This window comes from Bifidobacterium choerinum, from assembly GCF_002761235.1.
GTDB classification, from domain to species: domain Bacteria; phylum Actinomycetota; class Actinomycetes; order Actinomycetales; family Bifidobacteriaceae; genus Bifidobacterium; species Bifidobacterium choerinum.
Genome location: NZ_CP018044.1, coordinates 311892 through 338317, shown reverse-complemented (window position 1 = coordinate 338317; position 26426 = coordinate 311892). Strand labels below are relative to the sequence as shown.

Genomic DNA, 26426 nt, shown 5'->3' with positions numbered 1-26426 from the left:
ATGAGAAGACATGATGAGATGAAAGGAACGACGATGGCCATCAGCCCGATCTGGCCGCAGGACACGGCGCGCGACGCCGCAGGCGAACTGACTTTCCACGGCATCACGGCGAGCGCGCTCGCCGACGAATACGGCACACCGCTCTACATCTACGACCTCGACGAGGTGCGCGCCCGTGCACGCCATTTCGTCAACGCGGCTGCGGCGGCGTTCTCCAACAACACAACGCATGTCAGCTACGCGGCGAAGGCCTTCCTGAGCAAGGAGATGGCGCGCATCGTCACCGAAGAGGGCATGTACGTGGACACCTGCACGCTCGGCGAGATGAAGATCGCGCTCGCGGCCGGCGTGCCCGGACGTCGGCTCGTGCTGCACGGCAACAACAAAAGCGACGAGGAGATCGAGCTGGCGATCACCGAGGGATTTTCGAAGATCGTCATCGATGCGCCCGACGAGCCGGCGCGCATCGCCGCGATCGCCAAGCGGCTCGGCAAACGCGCCCGTGTCATGCTGCGCGTGACCTCCGGCATCCATGCCGGCGGCCATGAATTTGTTTCGACGGCGCATGAGGACCAGAAGTTCGGCGTCGCGCTGCTGCCTGTCGGCGCGGATACGACGATCGTCGACGGCATCGACGCGCTCGAGGACGTCACGCCGGCGGCCGCGAACGCGCTGATGGAGGAGAACGCGCTCAAGGAATCCGGCGAGACGAAGGCGCAGGCCGATCGCCGGCTGCGCTACGATGTGCGCTACCCGTACGACCTCAACGCGGCCGATGTGACCGAAGGCGACCGTCGCCTCGCCGCGGCGATGGAGCTCGTCGCGAACGGCCCGGCCATCGCCGTGCTGCGCGAGATCATGCGCCACGCCGATCTTGAACTCGTCGGCATCCATTCGCATATCGGCTCGAACATCCATGACGCCGAGGCCTTCATCCAAGCCGGCCGCCGTATGATGCTGCTGCGCAAGACCTTCTATGCGACGAACGGATACACGTTGCCCGAAGTCGATCTCGGCGGCGGTTATTCGGTCGCCTACACCGATGACGAGGACCGCATGGATGTGGACCAGGAGCTCAGGCGCCTTGCCGACGCCGTCACGAAGACGAACCGTCTGCTCGGCATGCCCGCGCCGATCATCTCCTTCGAACCGGGCCGTTGGGTCGTCGCACCCGCCGGTGTCACGTTGTATACGGTCGGCGCCGTCAAGACCGTCCAACTGGGGGACGGCTTTACGAACCATGCCGGCGAACCGATCGACGCACGCAGCTATGTGGCCGTCGACGGCGGCATGAGCGACAACATCCGTCCGGCGCTCTATGGCGCGCAGTACACGGCGGTTCTCGCCAACCGCGTCTCGGATGAGCCGGCGCGTCTGTCGCGCGTCGTCGGCATTCACTGCGAATCCGGCGACATCGTCGTCGACGAGGTCGAGCTGCCGGCCGACGTGCACCGCGGCGACCTGCTCGCCGTGCCGGTGACCGGAGCCTATGGCCGCGCAATGGCGAGCAACTACAACATGGCGCTCTTCCCGGCCGTCGTCGGCGTCGACGCGTACGGCGCGCATCTGATGATGCGTCGCGAGACGGTCGACGATCTGCTCTCCTACGATGTGAGCGAGTGATGTTCCGGCGATTCCATATAGGGGAAGCGTGGGCGCCACGCTCACGTCTTGCCCGTACAATATGGCGGGTAGTGACCGCCGCAAAGAAAGGAACGGACAGTGGCAGAACAGAACGCACCGATTCGAGTCGGTCTGCTTGGCGCAGGAACGGTGGGCTCGCAGACCGCGCGCCTGCTTGTCGAACAGAAGGATGAGCTCGCGCAGCGCATCGGGCGTCCGATCGAGCTGTCCGGCATCGCCTGCCTCGATCCGGAGGAGGTCGACTTCCCGTGGATCGACAGGTCGCTGCTGACGAGCGACACGATGAGCGTCGTGAAGAACGCGGACATCGTCGTCGAGCTCATCGGCGGCACCGGCGTCGCGCGCACCTTCGTGCTTGAGGCGATGAAGAACGGCGCGTCCGTCGTCACTGCGAACAAGGCGCTGCTTGCGAAGTACGGTCCGGAACTGTACAAGGCAGCCGAGGACAACGACGTCGACATCTACTTCGAGGCGGCCGTCGGCGGCGCGATTCCGATTGTGCGTCCGCTGCGCGAGTCGCTTGTCGGCGATCAGGTCAAGGATATGCTCGGCATCGTCAACGGCACGACGAACTACATCCTCGATGAGATGACGACGAAGGGCCTCGACTTCGACGTGGCGCTCAAGGACGCGCAGGCAAAGGGCTATGCCGAAGCCGATCCGACCGGTGACATCGAAGGCTATGACGCGGCGAACAAGGCCGCGATCATGGCGACGCTCGGCTTCCACACGGAAGTCGGCATCGACGACGTGACCGTCGAGGGCATCACCCATATCACGGCCGATGACATCGCCGCCGCGACCGCCGAAGGCAAGGTCGTCAAGCTGCTCGCCGTCGTCGGCAAGGACGAGCATGGCGTCTCCGCGCGCGTCTACCCGGCGCTCATCCGCAACGAGCATCCGCTCGCCTCGGTGCGCGGCTCCTTCAACGCCGTCTTCGTGCGCGCCGAATACGCCGACGATCTGATGTTCTACGGCCGCGGCGCCGGCGGCGCGCCGACCGCGTCCGCCGTCGTCGGCGATATCGTGACCGTCGCCCGCCACATCGCCGCCGGATGCACCGGCCCGGCGATCCGCATGTACAACGACTATCCGATTGCGCCGCTGAGCACCTCGAAGGCCGCTTTCGCCGTACGTTTCCTCATCCACGACAATCCGGGCGTCCTCGCGAAGATCTCGACGATCTTCGCGAAGAACGGCGTCTCGATCAACGGCGTCAACCAGGATCTCAAGCCGACGCTCAAGGATCCGGGATACGACGGCGAAATCCAGCAGCTGCGTCTCGTCACGCATATGACCGACGAGATGACGCTGCGCGCGACCGTCGCCGAGGTCTGCGAACTCGACTGCGTGACCGGCGACCCGTCGATCATCCGCGTGCTCGACTGATTCCGGAGCCCGGCCCGGCGATGGAAGGCTGGACGCGCCTGATGGCGCGACCAGCCTTCTGTGTATCATGAACCGTGATTCGCCGTCCGCGCCGTTGGGTGGGGCGGTAGTCCGTGCGCCGCCCGTGGCGACGGACAGGGAGAGACGAAGTAAGGCAGGACATATCCGATGGATCCGGTAACGCGTAAGGTGCACGTCCGTGTGCCCGCGACGAGCGCGAATCTCGGCTCCGGTTTCGACACCGTGGGGCTCGCGCTGGACTATCACGACGAACTGGAGTTCACGCTGAGCTCCGATCCGCTCAATATGGCGGCCCAGGTACTCATCGACGGCGAAGGTGAGGACACGCTGCCACGCGACGAATCCCACCTCGTCGTCTCCGCGTTTCGCCGCGCATGCTCGCGTTTCGGCCTGAGCAAGACCGGTTTCATCCTCGAGGCGCACAACAATATCCCGCAGGCGCGTGGCATGGGATCGTCGGCCGAAGCAATCGTCGCCGGCATCAGTGCGGCCTACGCGTTCAGCCATGAGGGCGAACTCGACCGCGACGCGATTTTCGCGCTCGCCGCCGAGCTCGAGGGCCATCCAGACAACGTGGCGCCTGCCGTCTACGGTGGCATGACCGTGTCGTGGACCGATGAAGGGGCCCTTCAGACGCTTGAGCATGGCGTCGTCACCGATGCCGGCTACCGCACTGTCAACTACATCGTCGATCCGACGATCACGACGTCGGTGTTCATCCCCGATTTCGAACTGTCGACGAGCAAGGCGCGCGAGGCGCTTCCTCCGCTCGTGCCGTTCAAGGACGCCGTCTTCAATGTGTCCCGTGCGGCGCTGCTCATCGGCGCGATGAACCCGGGCGCGCTCACCGGCGCGCATGACGTCAACGCGCTGCTGATGGAGGCGACCGAGGACAGGCTGCACCAGCGGTACCGCGGTCCGTTGATGCAGCCTTCCGCCGATCTTATCGCGAAGCTGCGCCTGAACGGCTATGCGGCGATGGTCTCCGGCGCAGGCCCCTGCGTGCTCGTGCTCCATGCCGGTGACGCCGCCGACATGATCGATGCCGTCGCCTCCGCCGAGCTCGCATCCGGTCATTGGCGTGTGCTGCACCTCGGCGTCGACACGCTCGGCGTGCAGGTGGCACGCCTGTAGCCGCGTCGAGCGCAACAGATACGATGACTATGCTGATTTTTGGGACTGACCGAGTCCGGTGTCCCGTGCTGGGGACGGTGTACGGCACGATTGGTCTCGACGCTTAGATGGGAATACACCTCGATGGCTGAAAACACAACGCAACAGCAGGCGTATGGACTTGCCAATACCAACGCGAAAGCGGGGGGCGATGGCATGACGTTGTCCGCGCTGTTCGGCATTCTGCGCAAACACATCATCACGATTATCGTCACCTTCGCGGTTGTCCTCGGCGCCGCCATCGGACTGACCGCGATGTCCCCGGTGAAGTATTCGACGACGTCCCAGCTGTTCGCGACCTACAACGATTCCTCGGACGGCACCGCGAATTCCTCCGAGCAGAACAGCGGCAGCTCGTACATCATGAGCCAGATCAAGTCGTATCCGGCCCTGACGACGACGCAGTCGGTGCTGCAGCCGGTCATCGAAGAGCTTGGATTGCATACCACGGTCGGTCAGCTCAAAGGCGAGATCAGCGTGACGAATCCCACGAACACCGCGTTCGTCAATATCACCGTTACCGATGGCGATCCGGCACAGGCCGCCGATATCGCGAATTCGGTCGCGAAATCGTTGAGCTCTGTCGTTGAGAACACGCTGTACGCGTCCGGTTCGCGTTCATCGGTCAAGCTCTCGATCGTGCAGCCGGCCACGGCGCCGAGCTCGCCGAGTTCGCCGAAGTGGAAGCTTAACATCCTCATCGGTATCGTTGGCGGCCTGATTCTCGGCGTCTTCGCCGCATTGCTCAAGGACGTGCTGTCCAAGCGCGTGCAGGATGATGATGAGGTCGGCGAATACCTGGATGCGCCGATCGTCGGCCGCATTCCCGAAGAGGAGATTCTCAAGGGCACGAAGCCGGCTGTCGTCAGCGAGCCGGGAAGCCCGGTCGCCGAGGATTTTCGCCGCGTGCGCACGAACCTGACCTTCATGGCGCCGGTGGATGGCACGAACTGCCGTCTCATCGTCGTCACGTCGACCGGTGCGAGCGAAGGCAAGACGACGATGTCGGTCAACGTCGCCGCCGCGCTCGCCGAGAATGGCGCGAAGGTCCTGCTCATCGACGCCGATCTGCGTCATCCGTCGGTCGCGAAGAAACTCGACCTTGACGGTTCGGCGGGTCTGACCCATGTGTTGTCCGGCCAGGCTTCGGTCAAGGACGTCGTGCAGCGCTACTGGAAGCCGAACCTGCACGTCATGCCGGCCGGTCCGAAACCGCCGAACGCGTCGACGCTGCTCAACTCGCCGATCATGGAGGAGCTGCTCAACAACGCGATGGAACAGTACGACTACGTGCTCATCGATACAGCGCCGATGATCGTCGCGAACGACGCCGTCATCTTCGTGCGCCGTGGCGGTTCGCTGATCATGGTCTGCCGACGCGACCAGACGCTCAAGCGCGATCTGCGCGACATTTCGGAGGAACTTACGACGCTCGACCTGTCGACGACCGGCGTCATCTTCAACTGCGCGCGCGATTCGAAGAAGTCGCTCGAACACACGAATTATTACTACTACTATTCGAGCCGCAGCACCGACCACCGCAAGAAGCGTCGTTTCTCGCTCAAGTGACCGATTCCGATTCGTCTCGCGGATTCCTGAATCTCAAGGAATCCGCGATTTTCATTCATTGGCCTAAGGAGCGTCATGTCGCACACGCACACGCAGCCACACCGTCATCATCACCATCATCATCGCCGCCGCCGGATCTGGCCGTGGATCGTCGGCGTACTGACGGTCCTCGTGCTCGCGCTCATCATGTGCGGCGTCGTCGGTCTGCAGCTGTTGCGTCAGGCGAAGCAGGTGCAGGCTCATGAATCGAAGGCCGTCTCGATGATGTCGCAGCTCGCGTCCTCCGACGCCGACAAGCTCGCCCAGGCCGGCGATGCATTGCCGCAGATCGCGCAGGAGACGAAGCAGGCTTCGGACATCGCCCATGGAGGATTGTGGAACTTCGCCGCGAAGATGCCCTTCGTCGGTGATGACATCGCCACCGTCCAGGGCATGACGAGCACGATCGATGGCATCGTCCAGGAATCGATGCCGCAGTTCGTCGACGTCATGAAGACACTCAGTGAGGCGCAGATCGCCAATGGGGACAACGGCGTCAACCTGCAGCCGATCATGGCCGCCGCCGAGCCGCTCGCCAAGGCGAACGACTCGTTCCAGCAGCAGGTGCGAAGCTATGACGAGCTCAAGGAACCGAGCATCGGCATGATCCGCACCGCCTATGACGATGGCGCGACGAAGCTCAACGCGCTCGCCGACCGGGTCGATGCGTTGACGAACACCTTCCGCATCCTGCCGGCGCTGCTCGGCGATGGCCAGTCACGTACTTACGCCGTCATGGCGATGACGCCTTCCGAGATGCGCTCATCGGGCGGCTTGATCGGTTCGGTTGGCGAACTGACGACCTCGGACGGCACCGTGCACATTGGCGACTTCCGCCCGAACGGCGACTACCTGTCCTACGGCATCGGCGACCATTCACAGGACATGGACCGCGTGTTTACGAAGGAAGGGCCGTTGCATATGTCCTTCGACATACGAGATCTAGCCGTGTTCCCAAACACCGCCGACTCGGCCGTCGCGATGCGCTCGATCTGGGATCGTACACCGTGGGGGAAGGAACAGCCGCTCGCCGGCATCGTCATGGTCGATCCGCTGTTCCTGCAGCAGCTCATCGCCATCAACGGCAACGTGACGTTGCCCGACGGCACCGTGCTCACCGGCGACAACACGGCCGAGTTCCTGATGAATACCGTCTATCAGCAATATCCGGAGAACGAGACCGATGCATTGTTCGGCGTCGTGGCGAGCAAGGCGATGGCATCGATGTTCTCCCATATGAGCATCGGCAAACTGTACCGGACCGGCGCAATGATGGGCACGATGGCGAAGGGCCGCCACTTCACGATGTACGCTTTCGACAAGCGGGTCGAACAGGGCATCGAGGCCGCAGGCTTCACCGGGCAGACGCCGAGCAGTGAGACCGAACCGTCCGTCGGCATCTATCTGACCGAGCAGAATCCGTCGAAGATGGGATGGTACATCAAGCGTGAGGCGAAGATTCAGCGCGTGAACTGCGACGACGGCGATCTCTACCATGTGGAGTTCACCGTGCGCAATACGATGACCGAGGACGAGGCGAAGACGCTGCCGATGTACATCACCGGCAACAATCGCGCCAACACCGGCAAGGCGATGGAGAAGATGCTGTTCTACGCGCCCAAAGGCGGTTCGATCAGCAACCTGATGCAACTTGGCGGCCCTGTCGACGCCGCCAAGGAGACGACCATCGACGGCGCCAAGGCCTATCAGACCTATGCGCAGATCAATCCGGGGCAACTTGTGACCTATACCTTCGACGTGCGCGTCTCCCCGAAGGCGGCGGCACCGCTGACGATCGACCAGACGCCGATGGGTTGGGCCGACGATGGCGTCACCTATCTCGCACCGAAGTGCGGCACAGGCGTCTCGCAGTGAGCGCGATGTCGTGAGCGCAGTCCGATGGATGAACCGGGGGAGTGGTGCCGGGGCATGTCAGCATGCCCCGGCACCACTCCCGTTTGTGATATGTTCATCGTTGGCGTGTCGGCACAACAGGCTCGCGTCATCACCGACTCAAACGCTTAAGTATCTGCAATCTGGATGAATTCAGCGTCGATATCTGGCAGCGGCATCCGCCATCTGGGTGACAGCGTTTGCGATATGGAAGATCTGTGTTGGTTCTGTGGAAGTTTCTGCATATAATAAACATCATGCGAACGGTTGCACAGTGATTGTGCCGACCGAAGTGTTCGTTCACTCAGAGAGCATGGTTCATGTTCATGGCGAACAGGCATGTGCAGCATCATCCGGCTGTGTGGACGAATGAGCATAAGGAAAGAAAGCCCTCTATTCTAGAGAAGAAAAGGAGACAGCGGTATGATTCCTCTGTCTGAAACCGAGCAGCAGCTCGGCAAGAGCAAGCGTTCGGGAAGGCATGGGTTCGTCGCCAAGACGGTTGCCAGCCTCTCGGCATTCGCGACGCTTGCCGGCGGCATGGCGCTTGGCATGGTCGCCGCCCCGGCGGCGAGCGCGGCGAATGTGCCGACGACCAGCTATGATCGCACGCTTGGCAATGCGCAGTTCGAGGCCGCTCGCGAATCGTATGGCCTGTCCAAGGAAATGGACTATGGTGCGATTCTGCATGCATGGATGTGGTCGGCCAACACGATCAAGGCGCATATGGATGAGATCGCCGACGCCGGCTATACCTCGATCCAGACCGTGCCGATTTCCAACATCGTCGGTCCGAACCGCGGCGGCGTCTTCACCGAGAACTGGTACTACGTCTACCAGCCTTCCGGCACCGGCATCGGCAACAAGGTGATCGGCACCGAGCAGGAAATCAAGGACATGACCGCCGAAGCGCACAAGCACGGCATTCGTGTCATCGCCGACGCTGTCATCAACCACTTCACCGCGGATTGGAACGGCATCAACTCCGACTGGAAGAACTCCAGCCTGTTCCACACGCGTTCCGAAGGCGGCTGCGGGGACAACGGCACCGCCATCAACTACAGCAACCGCTGGCAGGTCACGCACTGCCATCTGCTGAGCCTGTGGGATCTCAACACCGAGAACCAAGAAGTCGGCAACCGCATGCACGACTATCTGACCCGCGCTGTCGCGGACGGCATTGATGGCTTCCGCTATGACGCCGCGAAGCATATCGAGCTTCCGGACGAGTTCCAGACGCATTCGCCGTATTATGACACGATTCTGCCGAATGGCGCCCAGTATCAGTACGGTGAGGTGCTGCAGGGCGATCCCGGCCTGAACGCACCGGCATACCCGGCGCTGTTCGATAAGTATTCGACCAACGGCGGCGGCAACACGGCTTCGAACTATGGCCGTGAGATCCGCAGCGCAATGCAGGACAAGAACATCAGCGCCGGCCGTCTGAACAGCCTGCAGGGCACCGGCGTCCGCGACAACCAGCTCGTCACCTGGGTCGAGTCCCATGACACCTATGCGAACACCAACGAATACTCCTCGCAGCTGTCCGCATGGCAGATCCGCATGGGCTGGGGCATCGTCGCATCCCGTGCCGGCGGCGCGCCGCTGTTCTTCAACCGTCCGCAGGGTTCCGGCGGCTCGAATCCGCGTTTCGCTGAGGTCTCTCAGCTCGGTGACGCGGGCGACGACGAGTGGAAGCATCCCGAGGTCAAGTGGGTCAACAAGTTCCGCAACGCGATGGAAGGCAACGCCGAATACCTGCGCAACTGCAACGGCAACAACAACTGCCTGATGATCGAGCGGTACAAGACCGATGGCAACAACAACAACGACGGCATGACCGTCGTGAACATGGATGGCGACAAGAGCCTCGCCGGCATGGACACGACGCTCGATGACGGCGAATACGTCGATCAGGTCTACGGTGGCAAGCTCACTGTCTCCGGCAAGAAGATCACGTCCGGCAATGTGAAGAGCGGCAAGATCCATGTGTTCTATAACGCCTCGAACACGCCGCGAGCCTCGCTCGCCGCGACCGGTGCGAAGTCCTTCAAGACCGATACGACGCAGGTGACGCTGACCGCGCGCAATGTCAACAACGCGCGCTACAGCACCTCCGAAGGCGATTCCGGCTCGTTCACCGACGGCCAGAAGATCACGATCGGCGCCAAGTCCGCCGTGAACACGCAGATCACCGTCACGCTGACCGGCACCGATCAGGACGGCAACGCCGTCAAGGCTGAAGAGACCTTCACGAAGAAGGACCCGAACGCGGTCGTCTCCTACACGGCTTACGCGAAGAAGCCTGCGGCATGGAGCAAGATCTACGCCTATGTCTATGTGGACAACAACGCCGCGGCGGGTTCCGTCATCCAGAACGCCGCTTGGCCGGGCGAACTGATGACCGCCGAATCCGGCGCCTGTGACGGCACCGCCGATCAGGTCTACGAGATTCCGGAGGACATCATCGATCAGGCCGGTGACGACCCGATCCGCGTCATCTTCAACAACGGTGGCGCCGGCGAAATCCCGGGCAACAAGTTCCCGGCCGACTCGGCGACCACCGATCCGGACGACCATGTGGACGCCGCGGGCCTGCTCATCGACGGCTCCTACGTCTGGGATGGCAATATCACGGGTGGTACCTGGGAAGAGGCTTCCTGCCTCGCCGTGACCGTCGACTCGGTCACGATCAGCCCGGCCGGCACGATCGACCTTGACCTCGCCACCGGTGCCACCGCCCAGCTGACCGCCACTGTGGCCCCGGCCGCGGCCTCCGGCAAGCCGGTCAAGTGGACCTCGTCGAACGAAAAGGTCGCCGCCGTCAAGAACGGCCTCGTGCAGGGTCTGTCCAAGGGCACCGCGACGATCACCGCCTCCGTCGGTGGCAAGTCGGACACCGTGACCGTCAACGTTACCGGTGAGGCGCCGGTTGTCCATGACACGACCGTCTACTATCCGGCCTCGAAGTTCGGCGCGAATTCCACCTATCTGCACTATCGTGTGAACAAGGGTGGTGTGGCCGGCACATGGACGACCGCGCCCGGCGTGAAGATGGACGCTGCCTGCGACGGCTACGTCAAGTACACGATCGCGGGCACCGAAGGCGACGAGGTCGAGTTCGTGTTCAACAACGGCTCGGGCACTTGGGACAACAATAGCAAGAAGAACTACAAGGCCAGCGGCGCGAACATCGTCGTTGAGAACGGCACGATTGGTTCGGTCGCTCCGTGTGTGACGGTCGTTCCGGTGACGTCGGTGTCGATTTCGGGTGGTGACTTCGAGCTTAAGGAAGGTGCTTCGAAGCAGCTGTCGGCGACGGTGGCTCCTGCGAACGCGACGGATCGTGCGGTGTCGTGGAAGTCGTCGAATACTTCGGTTGCGGCGGTGAACGCTTCGGGCAATGTGACGGCCGTGGCTGCCGGCACGGCGACGATCACGGCGACGGCGGGTGGCAAGTCGGCTACCGTGACCGTGACGGTGACTCCGGAGGTCGTGGACATCCCGGTGCAGTCGGTCGCGATCTCGGGCACGGGCGTGTCGGGCGGCAAGGCGACGATCAGCGTCGGCGCCGGCCTGAACCTCAACGCCGTCATCACCCCGTCGAACGCCACTGATCAGAACGTATCGTGGCTCTCCTCCGATGATTCGGTGGCCACGGTCTCCTCGACCGGCGCCGTTCGTGGCATCAAGGCCGGCATGGCCGTCATCATGGCAACCGTCGGCGGCAAGTCGGCTTCCGTCATCGTGACGGTGCAGGATGCAGGCCCGACGCTGCAGTCGATTCAGATCACCGGTTCGGGTGTTTCGGGCAACAAGCTGACGCTTGCGCAGAACAAAACCGTGCAGCTGTCGGTGAAGGCGACGCCGTCGAACGCGCAGATCGGTGCCGTGACGTGGGATTCCTCGGATTCCTCGATTGCGACGGTCGATGGCAACGGCAAGGTCACGGCGAAGAAGGAAGGCATGGTCGTCATCACGGCAACTGCCGGCGGCAAGCATTCCTCGATTGTGCTAACGGTCTCTAAGGGTGCGTCTACTGATCGGTTCTCTGATGTGCCGGCTGGTGTGGCGTTCCATGATGAGATTGAGTGGCTGGCGGCGCAGGGTATCACGAATGGGTATTCGGATGGTCGTTTCGGTTATGGTGATCATCTGAGCCGTCAGGATATGGCGATCTTCCTGTATCGTCTGGCGAAGGTGCATGGTGTGGCGGGTGCCGCGTCGTTCACGCCGTCGGCTGCGGATTACCAGCGGTTCTCTGATGTGAAGCAGGGGTCGTATGGTGCCAAGGAGATCCTGTGGCTGGCTCGTAATGGCATTTCGCAGGGGTCGAATGGCCGGTTCAAGGGTAATGACAAGTTGACGCGTCAGGATATGGCGGTGTTCCTGTATCGGTATGCGAAGCTTGCCGGTGTGCAGGGTGCGGCGTCGTTTGCGCCGTCGGCTGCGGATTACCGTCGGTTCTCTGATGTGAAGCAGGGTACGTTTGGTGCCAAGGAGATCCTGTGGTGCGCGAAGGTGGGTATTACGCTTGGCAATGCGAATGGCACGTTCGGTTATGGTGACAAGCTGACGCGTTCTGCGATGGCCGCGTTCCTGTACCGCCTCAACAAACTCATCTGAACCAAGACATGCGTCCCGTTTCCTGATCTGACGGAACGTTGAGCCAAGGCGGTTTCTCGGAAGACATCTTCCGGGAAACCGCCTGTTTCTATGCTTATCTGCAATAGATCGCATGGGCGTTGTGCTGGTTGGACGTCTAGTTTCATGTGTCGCTATCTGATGCGAACGTTCTCTATATGACTCGCTTGTGTTGATGTTGTGCAAGTATTTGGGTATACTAGATGGAATGCGAACGGTTGCACAATGATTGTGTTGACTGTCTCTATCCTTTTGCTGGCGGTGTATCCGGTGGCGGGAGGATATCGCATCAGGTTCCCGGCTGTGCTGGCGGGGTCGCAACACAAGGAAAGAAAGAATTATTCTAGAGAAGAAAAGGAGACAGTGGCATGACACCTCTGTCTGAAAAGCACGGAGTCGGCCCCGTCTCGGACAAGCGTCCTTCGGGTCGCAGGTTCGCGACGAAGGCAATCGCCGGCCTCGCGGCCGCGGCCACGCTTGTCGGCGGCATGGCGTTGGGAACCTCCACGGCCGTGGCGGCCGATCATGTGGGCCCGACGACGAGCTACGACCGCACGCTTGGCAACGCGACCTTCGAGGCCGCGCGCAAGCAGTACGGCCTCGCCCAGGAGATGAGCTACGGCGCAATCCTGCATGCATGGATGTGGTCGTTCAACACGATCAAGCAGAAGATGCCGGAGATCGCCGCCGCGGGTTACACGTCCATCCAGACCTCGCCGATCAGTGAGATCAAGGGGCCGGTCAACGGCATGCAGTTCGATGAGAACTGGTATTACGTCTACCAGCCGACCGGCACGAAGATCGGCAACAAGGTCGTCGGCACTGAGGACGAGCTCAAGGCGATGACCGCCGAAGCGCACAAATACGGCATCCGAGTAATCGTCGACGGCGTCATCAACCATTTCAGCTCCGATTGGAACGCCATTGATTCCGATTGGCGTTCGGAGGGCAACTTCCACCAAGCATGGGGCATCTGCGACAAGCAGGAAAGCACCAGCCACAACGGCGACCGCATCGATTACAGCAACCGTTGGAAGGTCACCCAGTGCCATCTGCTCGGCTTGTGGGATCTGAACACCCAGAGCCAAAGCGTTGCGGACCGAATGCATGATTATCTCGCCCGCGCCGTCGATGATGGTGTGGACGGCTTCCGCTACGATGCCGCGAAGCACATCGAGCTCCCGGATGAGTTCGATACGCATTCGCCGTATTTCGACACGATCCTGTCGAACGGCGCGCAGTACCAGTACGGTGAGGTGCTGCAGGGCGATTCCGGCCTGAACGCCGCGGCGTATCCGGCCCTCTTCGACAAGTATTCGAGCAATGGCGGCGGCAACACCGGTTCGAAGTACGGTGGCGCCGTACGTGCCGCGATCAACTCGGGAAGCATGAACGCCCAGTCGCTGCGCAATCTGCAGGGTGACGGCGTGCGTGACAACCAGCTCGTCACCTGGGTCGAATCGCATGACAACTATGCGAACAAGGAAGTCGATACGGAAATCGGCAAAGTGGGCGTCTCGACGCGCATTTCGGCCGACAAGATCCGCAAGGGATGGGCGATCATCGCGTCCCGCGCCGGCGGCGCGCCGCTGTTCTTCAACCGTCCGGTCGGTTCCGGCGGCACGAACAATAACCAGTTCTCCGAGCGTACGACGCTTGGCATGGCTGGCGATGACGAGTGGAAGCATCCCGAGGTCACCTGGGTCAACAAGTTCCGCAATGCGATGGAGGGCTCGCCCGAAAACATGCAGAACTGCCAGGGCGACAACTCCTGCCTGATGATCGAGCGCGGCATCGATGACGGTTCGCCGGACAACAACGGTGTCGTCGTGGTCAACTCCGGTGGAGACAAGGACCTCAGCGGCATCTCGACGACGCTCGATGACGGCCAGTACAAGGATCAGGTCAACGGCGGCCAGATCACCGTCTCCGGCGGCAAGATCACGTCCGGCCGCGCTCCGGGTGGCAAGGTCGCGGTGTTCTGGAACAACAAGGGCGGCACGACGATCGATGCCGAGACGATCAGCGCCGCGCCGATCAACACGACCTTCACCGGTTCTGGCATCGAAGTCACCGTGCGCGCGCAGAACGCGACGAACCTCAAGTGGTCGACCTCCGACGGCAAGTCCGGCACCTTCGTCTCCGGCGACAAGATTACCGTCGGCGCCAATGCCGAAGTCGGCGATGTCATCACGCTGACGCTCACCGGCAAGGGCACCGGTGCGACCGGCAAGGACCTCAAAGTCGAATACACCTATGAGAAGGTCGAACGCAGCCAGCAGCAGCTCGCCAAGTACTATTCGACGAATACGGCCGGCCAGAAGAAAAAGAAGACGATTTCGGTCGATGGCTCCGCCAGCGATTGGGACAGCTCCATGCTCATCGCGCAGGGTACCGCGAATGATGATCCCCGCGTCTACCGTCCGAATTCGATGTATGAGATGCCCATCGATCTGTATGCCCTCTATGGCACCTATGACGATGACAATCTCTATCTGATGTGGGAGATGACCAACGTCCAGGATGTCGTTGATCCCGGTGACAACTTCCCGCTCAATCGTCCGGTCCATACCGAAAAGGGACCTGCCGCGTGGATTGCGCTTGACACCGGACGCTCCGATAACCGCGTCGGCAAGAACGCCAATCTGCAGACCGGCGGCACGATCTGGGATTCGCGCATCTCATGGGAGCAGAATGTCAACAATGTCATCGGGCTTGCCTTGAAGAAGGGCGAGAATGGTCCCTGGATGTACGGCGGCGATGAGACCGGTCTGAACGCGAACGCGATCTATGGTCCGGGCGCGGCTCCGGCTGTCGGTACGCAGAAGACCAAGATGCAGTATGCGGCTGGAACCGGTCTGCTCAGCAATGAGGTCTGGGGTCTTGACAATGCTTGGGGCGCCAGCAATGGGCGTGTGCCGGGCGATGTGAAGAACGACAACGGCAACTGGGTCAACTTCAAGTCCAAGGGACACAACCCGGGCGCCCAGGATTCGATCTGCGAGCTGGCCATTCCGCTCGAAGAGCTTGGCATCACGGCGGCCGACGTCGAGAAGACCGGCGTCGGTGTGCAGATTGTCGCCACCTATGGCCTGTCGGGCATGGACTCGCTGCCGTACGACCTCGCCGCGAACGACAACGCCGATCTCCCGGATACGCAGTCGCAGGAGAACAACTCCTACGAGAAGTCCGATGACGACTCGTACTCCGCTCCGCTCGCTCGCATCGGCGCCGCCGGTGGTGTCATCGAAACGATTCCTGTCGAATCGGTGACGATCAACGAAGGCTCCTCGATGTCGATCGACCTCGGCACCTCGCGCACGGCGAAGCTGAGCGCGACCGTCGCCCCGTCGAATGCCTCGAGCAAGAAGGTCACGTGGAGCTCGTCCAACGAGCAGATCGCGACCGTCGACTCGAAGGGCAACGTCAAGGCGAACAAGGCCGGCACTGTGACGATCACGGCCAAAGCCGGAGACAAGACCGACACGATCACGATCACCGTGACCGGTGAGCTCATCATTCCGACGACGACAACCGTCTACTATCCGACGAGCGCCTACGGCGCGGACTCCACCTACCTGCACTACCGTGTGAACAAGGGTGGTGCGGCCGGCACGTGGACGACCGCGCCCGGCGTGAAGATGGACGCTGCCTGCGATGGCTACGTCAAGTACACGATCGACAACCCCGATCAGGACGAAGTCGAGTTCGTGTTCAACAACGGCTCCGGTCAGTGGGACAACAATGGCGAAGCCAACTACAAGGGCACCGGCGAGTCGCTGCTCGTCAAGAGCGGCCAGCTCACCGTTGACAATCCTCCGTGCACGGTGACCGTTCCGGTGACTTCGGTGTCGATTTCGGGTGGCGATTTCGAGCTGACAACCGGCGCGACGCGGAAGCTCACGGCGAGCGTGGCTCCTGCGAACGCGACGGATCGCGCGGTGTCGTGGAAGTCGTCGAACACTTCGGTGGCGACGGTGGACGCGTCGGGCACGGTGAAAGCTGTCTCGACGGGCACCGCGACGATCACGGCGACGGCCGGTGGCAAGTCGGCCTCGATTAAGGTGACGGTTGCTTCCGATTACATTGCGGTCAATTCGGTCGCAATCTCGGGTACTGGCGTCTCGAGCGGCAAGGCGACGATCAACGTTGGCGCTGGCCTCAACCTCAACGCGACCGTGCTGCCGAACAACGCGACGGACCGCACCGTCACGTGGAGCACGTCGAACGCGGAGGTGGCCACCGTCAGCAACGGCACGGTGCGCGGCATCAAGGCTGGCAACGCGGTCATCACCGCTACCGCCGGCAACAAGTCCGCATCGATTATCGTGACGGTCCAGAACAACGGAGCGGTTCTGCAGTCGATCTCAATCTCGGGCAGCGGCGTCTCGGGCGGCAAGCTCACGCTTGCGCAGAACAAGAGCGTCCAGCTTTCCGTGAAGGCGAACCCGTCGAACGCGACGGTCGGTGCGGCCTACTGGTCGTCCTCTGACACGTCGGTCGCGACGGTCGACGGCAACGGCAAGGTCACGGCGAAGAAGGAAGGCGTTACGGCAATCACCGTGACGGCCTCCGGCAAGTCCGCCGCGATTGTGCTGACGGTGTCGAAGAATGGTGGTTCGTCTGATCGGTTCTCTGATGTGCCGGCTGGTGTGGCGTTCCATGATGAGATTGAGTGGCTGGCGGCGCAGGGTATCACGAATGGGTATTCGGATGGTCGTTTCGGTTATGGTGATCATCTGAGCCGTCAGGATATGGCGATCTTCCTGTATCGTCTGGCGAAGGTGCATGGTGTGGCGGGTGCCGCGTCGTTCACGCCGTCGGATGCGGATTATGCGCGGTTCTCTGATGTGAATCGTGGTTCGTATGGCGCCAAGGAGATCCTGTGGCTGGCGAAGAACGGCATTTCGCAGGGTTCGAATGGCCGGTTCAAGGGTAATGACAAGTTGACGCGTCAGGATATGGCGGTGTTCCTGTATCGGTATGCGAAGCTTGCCGGTGTGCAGGGTGCGGCGTCGTTTGCGCCGTCGGCTGCGGATTACCGTCGGTTCTCTGATGTGAAGCAGGGTACGTTTGGTGCCAAGGAGATCCTGTGGTGCGCGAAGGTGGGTATTACGCTTGGCAATGCGAATGGCACGTTCGGTTATGGTGACAAGCTGACGCGTTCGGCGATGGCCGCGTTCCTGTACCGCCTCAACAAACTCATCTGAGCACACCTCAACAAGTGAGTGGAGATTCGGTGGGCATCATGCGATTCCAAGCCGATGACCACTGCACCGTGACACATCATTGATGCAGCAGGGGGCTTAGGTACGACCTTGTGCCTGAGCCCCCTTTTTGCCATCCATCTGGAGGGCATACACAAGACAAGTTATTCAGGGAAGGGTAACTTCAATTATGGTATTGACGGGTCGCCTTGCAGGCATTCGTAAAAAGACCGTCGCCGGACTCGTCGCCGCAGCAACGCTGCTCGGCGGATTGAGCCTCGGTATGGCAACGACGCAGACCGCTTCCGCGGCGCCGCTGCGCGACAGCTATGCGCAGACGGTGGGCAACGCCTCCTTTGAGGCCGCGCGCAACAAGTACGGTCTGACGAAGAACATGAGGGACGGCGCCACGCTGCATACCTTCATGTGGTCGTTCGAGACAATCAAGGAGCATATGGAGGAGATCGCCCAAGCCGGCTACACCTCCATCCAGATCAACAACGTGTCCGCCGTCAAGGACAACAGCGAGCTCGGCAAGGGCAACTGGTATCTCAACTGGTATTACATCTACCAGCCGATCAACACGACGATTGGCAACTACATCCTCGGCTCCGAGGACGAGTTCCGGCAGATGTGCAACATCGCGCATCAGTACGGCGTGCGTGTCATCGTCGACGCCGTCGCAAACCACTTCACCTCCGACTGGGACGTCATCGACCCGTCGTGGCAGAACGAAGACTACTTCCACCCTGCCAGGAAGATCAATGATTACAACGACCGCGAGGACTGCACGCAGGGCCAGCTTTCGGGACTCTGGGACCTCAACACCCAGAACTCCGAGGTAGCCAACCGCATGGCAGAGTTCTACAAGAAGGTCGTCGCCGACGGAGCCGACGGCTTCCGCTACGATGCCGCCAAGCACATCGAGCTCACCAACGAGGTCGGCAGTTCCCAGTATTGGAACACGATCCTGCCGAACGGCGCCCAGTACCAGTACGGCGAGGTCCTTCAGGACAAGAACGTGCGTGAAGCCGACTACGCCAACATGTTCGGCTCATCCTCCGTCGGAGGGGGCGGCATCACCGGCTCGAACTACGGTCAGGAGATGCGCAACTCGATGAACGACCGCAGCGTCGCCTCGCGATTCTTCACGGATCTGCGCAGCGGCACCTCCGCGGACAAGACGGTGACATGGATCGAGTCGCACGACAACTACTGCGATCGTCAGTCCGAAAAGTACACCGCGGACCAGGTGCGCGCCTCGTGGGCAGTGATGAACGCGATGGGACAGGGCATGACTTTGTTCTTCAACCGTCCGTATGCTTCCGGCGGTCAACAGGAATGGTTCTCCGAGAAGTCGAAGATCGGCGACGTCGGCGCCGATGACTGGAAGCATCCGGGCGTCGTGGCCTCGAATCACTTCCGCAATGCCATGGTGGGCACGGACATGAACATCACCAATTGCGGCGGAGACAACTGCGCGATGGTGGAGCGTTACAAGTCGGACGGCAACCCGTCGAACGACGGCGTGCTCGTCTCCACGACGGAACGCGGCGGCGCCAACCTCTCCGGCCTGAGCACGAAGCTAGACAACGGCACCTATAAGGACGAGGTCTCCGGTTCGACGATCACCGTCTCCGGTGGCAAGATTACGTCCGGCTCCGTGGAAGCCAACACCGTGGCCGCGTTCTACAACGCCAAGGTGGACACGACGCCGATTTCTTCGGCCGAGGCGATGCCGAACAAGGGCAGCTTCGAGGATACGAAGGACATCACGCTGCGCTCGTTCAATATGGCGAACGTCTCCTACGCGACCTCCGAAGGCGCCTCGGGCTCCTTCAAGGACGGTGATATCATCACGATCGGCGCGGCCTCTGCCGGCGGCAAGGACGTGACGGTCACAGTGACCGGCACCGGCAACAACGGTAAGTCGGTAAGCCACACCTACACCTATCACAAGGGTGCACAGACACCGGTCGAATCGGTGACGATCTCCGGCGACGGCGTGAACAACGGCCGCCTGAACATGGATCTGAACTCGACGACGAGTGCGCAGCTCACGGCAACCGTTACGCCGTCGGACGCGACCGTGCGCAATGTGGCATGGAGCTCCTCCGACCCGTCTGTCGCGACCGTATCCTCGAGCGGTCTCGTGCGTGGCAAGAAGGCGGGTACGACGACGATCACGGCGACGGCAGGTGGCGTTTCCGCGTCGATCACGGTGACGGTGACCGGCGAGATCGTGACGCCGCAGGGCACGACCGTCTACTATCCGGCCGATAAGTTCGGCGTCGACTCCACCTACATCCACTACCGCGTCGGCACCGGCGCGTGGACGACCGCGCCCGGTGCGAAGATGGAGGAGGCCTGCGATGGCTACGTCTCCTTCACGATCGACAATCCCGACCAGCAGCCGGTCGAGCTGACGTTCAACAACGGCTCGGGCAACTGGGACAGCAACGGCGGCCAGAATTACAAGGGCAGCGGCGAGGACATCCTCGTCGAGAACGGCAAGCTCACCGAAGGCGCCGCGCCGTGCGCGGTCATCCCGGTCGTGCCGGTGACCTCCGTCGCCATCAACAGCAACGACTTCTTCTCGATCCAGGAAGGCGCTTCGAAGAAGCTTGCGGCGACCGTGCTGCCGGCGAACGCGACGAACCCGACCGTGACGTGGACGTCTTCGGACACCGCGGTCGCAACCGTCTCCTCGGACGGCACCGTCCGCGGCGTTAAGTCCGGCATCGCGAAGATCACGGCGACGGCCGACGGCAAGTCCGCCTCGGTGACCGTCACCGTGCCCCAGGGCGGCGATCCGGTGGTTCCGGTTGAGTCGGTGTCGGTGTCGGGTATTGGTGTGTCGGGTGGTGCGACGTCGATCAATGTCGGTGCTGGCCTGAATCTCAATGCGACGGTGCTGCCGAGCAATGCGACGGATCATGCGGTGTCGTGGAGCACATCGGACGCGTCGGTGGCGACGGTGTCGTCGACGGGTGCGGTGCGTGGCGTCAAGGCCGGTATCGCGACGATCACGGCGACGGCCGGCGGCAAGTCGGCATCGGTTCAGGTGACGATCAAGGATAACGGCTCTGTCATACTGCCGGAGTCGATTACGATCACAGGCGACGGTATTTCCGGTGCCGAACTGTCGCTGGTGCAGAACAAGTCGGTGCAGCTGTCGGTGAAGGCGAACCCGTCGAATGCGACGCTTGGCGCCGTATCATGGTCGTCGTCGGATACCGCGGTGGCCACGATTGATGGCAATGGCAAGCTGACGGCGAAGTCTGAAGGCATCACCGCCGTCACCGCCACCGCAAGCGGTAAGTCGGCGGCTCTGCTGGTGACGGTGTCGAAGAATGGTGGTTCGTCTGATCGGTTCTCTGATGTGCCGGCTGGTGTGGCGTTCCATGATGAGATTGAGTGGCTGGCGGCGCAGGGTATCACGAATGGGTATTCGGATGGTCGTTTCGGTTATGGTGATCATCTGAGCCGTCAGGATATGGCGATCTTCCTGTATCGTCTGGCGAAGGTGCATGGTGTGGCGGGTGCCGCGTCGTTCACGCCGTCGGATGCGGATTATGCGCGGTTCTCTGATGTGAATCGTGGTTCGTATGGCGCCAAGGAGATCCTGTGGCTGGCGAAGAACGGCATTTCGCAGGGTTCGAATGGCCGGTTCAAGGGTAATGACAAGTTGACGCGTCAGGATATGGCGGTGTTCCTGTATCGGTATGCGAAGCTTGCGGGTGTGGCCGGTGCGGCGTCGTTTGCGCCGTCGGCTGCGGATTACCGTCGGTTCTCTGATGTGAAGCAGGGTACGTTTGGTGCCAAGGAGATCCTGTGGTGCGCGAATGCGGGTATTACGCTGGGTAATTCGGATAGTTCGTTCGGGTATGGCAGCAAGCTGACGCGTTCTGCGATGGCCGCGTTCCTGTACCGCCTCAACAAACTCGTCTGATCGACGAGGCACGGTCCGCGACTATGCAAAAGCCGTGGATGCGATGTGATGGGAACCATCACGCCGCATCCACGGCTTTTCGCTGCTTTTTGGAAAGAATCACAGCATGCGCCCGCTGCGCCGTTGGGACGCAATGTCCATGATTGGCACGCAGTGCAGATATACGGCGAGTGATTTGACCTTGTTCGTATTCGTCATGTTGCGGATGCCCAATGCCTTGATGCGGGCGGTGACGAGTTTCTTCGTGGATTTCACGAAGGCCTTGTACTCACCGGGCTTGAAGCGCTTGCGCGATTCATAAGCCCAGATGATCGCGCCGGTCAGATAGCGGATCGACCAGTTGAGCTCTTCGGTGCGCAGCTGCGGATAATAATGGGACTGAGCGAAACGGTCGATGATCTGGATGAAATGCACGGTTCCCTCACACATCGCCTGGCTCTTCACGCCAAGGATTGAATTGGGGCGCACACGGTAGTTGTACAGCGGCTCAGGCAGGAAATAGACGGCGTTCGCCGCGTCATAAAGCAGATACGCCGTGCCCATGTCCTCCATCAGATAGCCTTTAGGGAACCGGATGCCCGTGTCGTAGACGTTTCGGTGCACAAGGTAGGACCATGCGAAGTTCTGCACCTTGTCGTCCCACAGCAGCTTGAGCGCCTGCTCGGAGCTGCGCCGGCCCTCGGAAGGGAACTTCTGCACGTCGTCGGAGGGCCTCACGACGCTGCCGTCGTCGCTTGCGCTGTTGTATTCGAAGACGACGAGGTCGGAATCGGTGTCAAGCGCGACGTCGAGCGCACGTTCGACGAGGTTCGGCTGGATCCAATCGTCGGAATCCACGCAGTAGACGTACTCGCCGTGCGCACGGTCGATGCCGTAGTTCCTCGCGTCCGAAAGTCCTCCATTCGGCTTGTGTAACGCAGTGATACGTGCATCCTTTTCGGCCCATGCATCACAGATCGCGCCGCAGCCGTCCGGCGATCCGTCATCCACCAGAAGAATCTCCAGATTGGTGTAGGTCTGGTCGACGATCGATTGCACGCAATCGTCGAGATAATGTTCCACATTGTAGATCGGCACGATGATGCTCACCAATGGCCGCTGGCTCTTTGGCACGGTATCCTCTCCTCAGATGCGCTTTCCCGATTCTCCCTACGCATACTACAGCAATGGCATGAGGGGCCTCGCCGGCGTCGAAGGACGTTCCGATGTACATCAGGTGAAGAACGGAACGCTTCGCGCCGGCAATCGGCCATGCTGGTTATACTAATCAAGGTGCAAAAGGGTCCGGTCTTGATGGCGTGCAGGCAACACCGGCGAGCCTAGGAGGAAAGAGCGGAACGATGCGACGGTACCATGCGTGGATCGGTGATGGGGGGAACTTCCAGAAATGATGCTGTATGGAATCGTATTCGCAGTGGCTGTCTTCTTCGCGTTCTGCGCGGATCTGTGCCGACGTGAGGCCATGCCGGTTTTCGGGGACACCCTCGCGCCGCGCATGCCGCATGCGGAGTTGCAGACAAGCCGACGGCTGGATCTGGCTGGAGCCCGGACCTTGCGCAGGGTGTTCATTGCGCTGTCCGCGCTTGCGTTGATCCTGCTCGCCGGTTTGCGGTACGACACCGGCATCGATTACATGTATTCGTATGTGCCTTCGCTGGAGGAGACGCGCGTCGGATACACGCCGCATTACGATGCGCTGTTCAATTTCATCATCTGGATCTTCGCCCAGTTCGAAAGCAACCAGTGGTTCTTCTTCGCGATGGCCGTATACACAGTGGCGATGATGTACTACGCGATCTGCAAGCAGTCGCGGTTCATCGCACTGCCGGTGACGTTGTACATCGTGAGCTTCCACTACCTGCGTTCGTTCTGCTTCGTGGCCCAGTACGTCTCCATCGTCACGTTCCTCGTAGGCACCGTGTTCCTGCTGCAGGGCCGGTACATCAAGGCGTTCGCGCTGGTGGCGCTGAGCTGCTTCCTGCATCTGAGCGGCATCGTCGTCATCCCGTTCTGCCTGCTGTTCTTCCTGCCGAACCGCGCGATGGCCGTTGTGTCCATGATCCTTCCCTGCTGCGCCTACATGGGGCAGTCGGTGGTGCGCGTGTTCGCCGAACGCTTCAGCATGAATACGAGATTCGACTACTACATCACCGGCCAATACGACACCGCGTACTCGGACACGCGTCTGACGATGATCAATCTGGCCGTATTCCTGATTTTCGTGGCGATCTACTTGTTGGGCACCAACGGCGTACGTCAGGACAATAAGGCGAACTGGTATCTGCTGGCGCAGAGCTTCACGCTCTCCTTCTGCTTCCTGCAGGCCGTATTGCCGGTCGGATACCGCTTCGTCTGGTATTTCATGATCATCCAATGCGTATCCATTCCGTATATGCTGCGTTTCGTCTTGCGCGGCACGGCCTATTATCTCGCTGTGTCGCTCATTATCGTGTGCTTCGCGGCATGGATGGTGGTGTATCAGGTGCACGGGTCCTCCGAAGTGCTGCCATACACCTTTGTCTTCGACACTTCGACCGTATACTGGTAGCAGGTATGCATTCGTTCGCATTGGCGTTGAGAGCAACTGAGGGAAACGAGTAAATCCGACATGGATGACAGAATTCGCGTGGCCCAGGTGATGGGCCGTATGAACAAGGGCGGCGTTGAAGCCACCATCATGAACCTGTTCAGATACACGGATCATTCCCGTTTTCGCTTCGATTTCATCGTGCAGGAGGACTCGAACTACATTCCGCGCGAAGAGATCGAGGCGTTGGGCGGCGCCGTTCACACGGTGGCGCCGTACAAGCATCTGGGACGCTACGTCCGGGAGCTTTCTCAGGTTCTTGCACGGATACGGCCGGATATTGTGCATGCCAACGTCAATGCGCTCAGTGCTATCCCGCTTGCTGTTGCCCAGCATGAAAACGTTGGCATCCGGGTGGTGCACAGCCACAGCACGGCTCATTCCAGCGAAATAGCCAAAACGGCGGTGAAGAACGTGCTGCGTCCGTTCTCCCGATGGAAGGCGACCGATCTTGCGGCCTGCGGCGAGCTGTCCGCCCGTTGGCTCTACGGGGACCGTGCCGTGGACGCCGGTCGCGTGCATTACATTCGCAACGCCATCGAGCTCGATGCCTATGCCCGGCAACCGGATGTGCAGGGCAAGAAACGTGAGCTCGGTCTGGGCGACGGACTCGTCGTCGGTCAGGTGGGACGCTTGTGCGTGCAGAAGAACCAAGCATTCACACTCAGGGCATTTGCGTCGCTGCTGCATGAGCGGCCGGACGCGACGCTGCTGCTTGTCGGCGCCGGCTCCGGGCGGAGCACGCGTAAATTGGAACAGGAGGCGCATAGGCTCGGCATCGGCGACCATGTGCGTTTTCTGGGGGCGAGGAACGACGTCGCCGAACTCTACCATGTCTTCGATGTCATGGTGTTCCCGTCGAAGTATGAAGGCTTGCCGCTGAGCCTCATCGAAGCGCAGGCGGCGGCCTGCCCGACGCTCGTGTCCGATGAGGTCACACGGGAGGTCGGCATCGTCCCCGGCCTGATCGACTACCTGTCATTGTCCGCTTCGACACGCCAGTGGGCCGAACGGCTGCTGGGATTGGCAGGGCGTGACCCGATGAGGGAGGAGCAGCGCCAGGGCAACGTACGGATGCTCGCCGAAGCCGGGTACGACATCAGGGAGAGCGCCCGGCAGGTGAACGCCTGGTATGAGACGCTCCTCGATGAACGGCATGCGGGAAAGGATCGCCCATGAACGGGAATTCCAAGCCCTCGGTCCTCGTCTCGGAGATTAGCGGCAACTGGGGAGGTATCGAGGCGTTCATCGAGAACGAGGTGGCGCCGCTGCAGGATGAGTTCGACGTATATTGCATCGCCCAGAACGACGATCCGGCGATTCGCGCGCGCCTGTCGATTCCGGATGATCATGTGCTCACCGTCCCCGAACGGTATGGCTCGTTGGCGTACCGACGTCATATGAAGGTGATCTACGGCCGCGGGTTCGACATCATCCATCTCAACAAGAATTCGCTTGTCAAATATCTGCCGCTCACATTGGCGCGCAAGGTCTCGCCGCGCAGCAGATGCATCCTGCATTCGCACAACACGAGTCCGTCGTCGAAATCACCGCTCGCGTCCCTGCATTATCTGATCCGCCCCTTCATGGTCAGGCGTGCGCACTGCCTGCTCGCCTGTTCGCAGACCGCCGCCTCCTATCTGTTCGGTTCATACGCGCAGGACTCCACGATCGTTCGCAACGGCGTCAACGTGCGACGTTTCGCCTTCGACGAGCGCAAGCGGCTTGAGGTGCGCGAAGCCTGGCATATCCCGGCCGACGCGACGGTGCTCATCAATGTGGCGCGTCTGAGCGACCAGAAGAACCAGACGCGCCTTGTCGAGATGTTCGATGAATACCGTAAAGGCGACCCTGCGGCGTTCCTGCTGCTCGTCGGGGAAGGGGAGCGCCGACAGCAGATCGAGAGGACCGTCGCGCATCTGGGATTGGAACCGTATGTGAAGCTCACCGGTCGTCAGCGGGACATCGGAGCCTATTACAGTGCCGCTGATTTGGCCGTGTTCCCGTCGCTGTTCGAAGGATTGCCGGTCGCGTTCATCGAGGCGCAGGCGAACGGCATCCCGGTATTGGCTTCGGACACCGTCACGAAGGACGCGGATGTGTTTGGATCGATGTGCTTCGAATCCTTGTCCGCATCGGATGCCGTCTGGGCGGACCATATCGCGGCGTTGTCCGTTCCGGGACGCGCATTGGACGAGGATGCTCGGCCGCGTGCGGCTGAGCGGATGGAGCAGGCCGGATACGACGCGAAGAACGCCAGCGAGACGTTGCGGCGCATCTACCGTCGTCTGCTGGCGTCCTGAGGAAC

Annotated in this window: 12 protein-coding genes; 11 read left to right on the top strand and 1 reads right to left on the bottom strand. The window is 61.3% G+C overall.

Annotation, left to right across the window (positions count from 1 at the left end; all coding sequences use genetic code 11):
* Positions 1-33 precede the first annotated feature (33 nt).
* The 8 genes from BcFMB_RS01250 to BcFMB_RS01215 all read left to right on the top strand — a co-directional run bounded on the left by BcFMB_RS01250 (position 34) and on the right by BcFMB_RS01215 (position 21531).
* Positions 34-1623, top strand: coding sequence for a diaminopimelate decarboxylase family protein (locus BcFMB_RS01250; protein WP_099720820.1), 1590 nt, complete (start codon positions 34-36; stop codon positions 1621-1623).
* Between the two features lie 99 nt (positions 1624-1722).
* Positions 1723-3033, top strand: coding sequence for a homoserine dehydrogenase (locus BcFMB_RS01245; protein WP_099720819.1), 1311 nt, complete (start codon positions 1723-1725; stop codon positions 3031-3033).
* 168 nt (positions 3034-3201) lie between these two features.
* Positions 3202-4188 (top strand): homoserine kinase, encoded by a 987-nt coding sequence (gene thrB, locus BcFMB_RS01240; RefSeq protein WP_024540272.1) that lies wholly within the window; start codon positions 3202-3204, stop codon positions 4186-4188.
* Positions 4189-4311: 123 nt separating this feature from the next.
* Positions 4312-5796, top strand: coding sequence for a tyrosine-protein kinase domain-containing protein (locus BcFMB_RS01235; RefSeq protein ID WP_099720818.1), 1485 nt, complete (start codon positions 4312-4314; stop codon positions 5794-5796).
* 75 nt (positions 5797-5871) lie between these two features.
* The gene (locus tag BcFMB_RS01230) at positions 5872-7710 is read left to right on the top strand and encodes a DUF4012 domain-containing protein (RefSeq protein ID WP_232513828.1); all 1839 of its coding nucleotides are present in this window, start codon (positions 5872-5874) and stop codon (positions 7708-7710) included.
* A 441-nt stretch (positions 7711-8151) separates the two neighbouring features.
* Positions 8152-12354: an Ig-like domain-containing protein gene (locus BcFMB_RS01225; RefSeq protein ID WP_099720817.1), complete on the top strand. Its 4203-nt coding sequence runs from the start codon at positions 8152-8154 to the stop codon at positions 12352-12354.
* Between the two features lie 386 nt (positions 12355-12740).
* Positions 12741-17582: an Ig-like domain-containing protein gene (locus BcFMB_RS01220; protein ID WP_099720816.1), complete on the top strand. Its 4842-nt coding sequence runs from the start codon at positions 12741-12743 to the stop codon at positions 17580-17582.
* A gap of 280 nt (positions 17583-17862) precedes the next feature.
* Positions 17863-21531: an Ig-like domain-containing protein gene (locus tag BcFMB_RS01215; protein ID WP_198405428.1), complete on the top strand. Its 3669-nt coding sequence runs from the start codon at positions 17863-17865 to the stop codon at positions 21529-21531.
* 99 nt (positions 21532-21630) lie between these two features.
* On the opposite strand, the gene BcFMB_RS01210 is transcribed toward BcFMB_RS01215, so the two are convergent.
* Positions 21631-22644: a glycosyltransferase family 2 protein gene (locus tag BcFMB_RS01210; protein ID WP_099720814.1), complete on the bottom strand. Its 1014-nt coding sequence runs from the start codon at positions 22642-22644 to the stop codon at positions 21631-21633.
* A gap of 448 nt (positions 22645-23092) precedes the next feature.
* Between BcFMB_RS01210 and BcFMB_RS01205 the strand changes: the two genes are divergently transcribed.
* The 3 genes from BcFMB_RS01205 to BcFMB_RS01195 are packed head-to-tail and all read left to right on the top strand — an operon-like array spanning position 23093 to position 26421.
* On the top strand, positions 23093-24079 hold the full coding sequence (locus BcFMB_RS01205) for an EpsG family protein (RefSeq protein WP_232513895.1): 987 nt from the start codon (positions 23093-23095) through the stop codon (positions 24077-24079).
* A 60-nt stretch (positions 24080-24139) separates the two neighbouring features.
* Complete coding sequence (locus BcFMB_RS01200) at positions 24140-25297, top strand: glycosyltransferase (protein WP_099720812.1); 1158 nt, start codon at positions 24140-24142, stop codon at positions 25295-25297.
* The gene (locus BcFMB_RS01195; protein ID WP_099720811.1) at positions 25294-26421 is read left to right on the top strand and encodes a glycosyltransferase; all 1128 of its coding nucleotides are present in this window, start codon (positions 25294-25296) and stop codon (positions 26419-26421) included. The genes BcFMB_RS01200 and BcFMB_RS01195 overlap by 4 nt, the downstream gene beginning before the upstream one ends.
* Positions 26422-26426: the final 5 nt, after the last annotated feature.